This window comes from Pseudoflavonifractor sp. BSD2780061688st1 E11 (genome assembly GCF_005844125.1).
GTDB lineage: Bacteria > Bacillota > Clostridia > Lachnospirales > Lachnospiraceae > Sellimonas > Sellimonas catena.
On sequence record NZ_SPHM01000110.1, the window covers coordinates 1 to 1,062 of the forward strand.

Annotated in this window: 1 protein-coding gene; it reads left to right on the top strand. The window is 35.4% G+C overall.

Annotated features, from left to right (window positions below; all coding sequences use genetic code 11):
• The first annotated feature begins 180 nt into the window (after window positions 1–180).
• Complete coding sequence (locus FGQ85_RS18235) at window positions 181–474, top strand: hypothetical protein (protein ID WP_138374165.1); 294 nt, start codon at window positions 181–183, stop codon at window positions 472–474.
• Window positions 475–1,062 lie beyond the last annotated feature (588 nt).

Genomic DNA, 1,062 nt, shown 5'->3' on the forward strand with positions numbered 1-1,062 from the left:
GTTTTTTTTGATTATACATCAGAACAGCTGTGATTACCAGAATATTTAGTTAAATATCATCAAGTCAGCACACTAGTGTAGTATATGTGATTATTGTATGGATATACTCGGATATTGAAAATGTACGAATATCCGAGTATAATCATGCATATGAAAATCACATATGAGGAGAGAAAAGAGATGTCGCAGATAAAAGGTATTTTTGAAAGGGCAACTATCCGAGGAATCGCAGATTATTTGCTGTTTGGCATTGGGCCAGATAAAGAGGAACGGGATTATGAAGAACGGATGGATGAAATTTATCAGAGGTTAGAGACAACAGTTGCAAAATATGATCCAAATCCAAACTCGGAATTATTGGATCTGTGCAATGAACTTACAAGTGAAACTGCAAGCGTGTATATGGAAATAGGACTGCAGGTTGGAATCTTGTTGATGCAGGAAATAAAGAAAAATAAAGATAGGGGAAATTAAGGGAACATTATTAAGAGTCGTCGGCTTCTTTATGCTGATGACTTTTTTAATAACCTTTTTAATAATTTTGAAAAAATACTAATTTTTTTCGAAGGGTAAAAATTTTTTATCAGAGGGAGTGTAAATGCGAAAGGATAAAAAAGAATATGGTGATGATTTAATATGCAAATAGCTGCCGGAAAATCTGGTGGCTATTTTTTATAACAGAAATCTATGAATTAAAAATTGGCATCCGGTCAAAAAGGGCGGGATGTTTTTTTATGCACTTTATCAAAAACTTTGTCTCAAAACACTGTATGATCCTCGAATTATAAGTGAGGGGAAATCTTTTTTGAAGCAGAAAATTAAAAGATTTTTCGAATCTCCTTGTATTTCTGCCTCTGACAATTGGGTTAAGTGAGGGGATCTTGAAAGAATAAAAAAGATAAGAGCGGATCTGGTTGATAAGAATGAAATTATTTCTTTTTGCCGTTGTATAATAGCCGCTCCCGGTTACGTTAAGTGAGGGGGTTGAGTATTCCGTGACTTCGGAGCCACTCAATCCGTTGCATAGAGCCACCCATTCCGAATGTCGGAGCCACCCATATG

Bases quoted from the DNA above. Each gene is read 5' to 3' on its own strand.
- FGQ85_RS18235 (WP_138374165.1), top strand. From the start codon at position 181: ATGTCGCAGATAAAAGGTATTTTTGAAAGGGCAACTATCCGAGGAATC.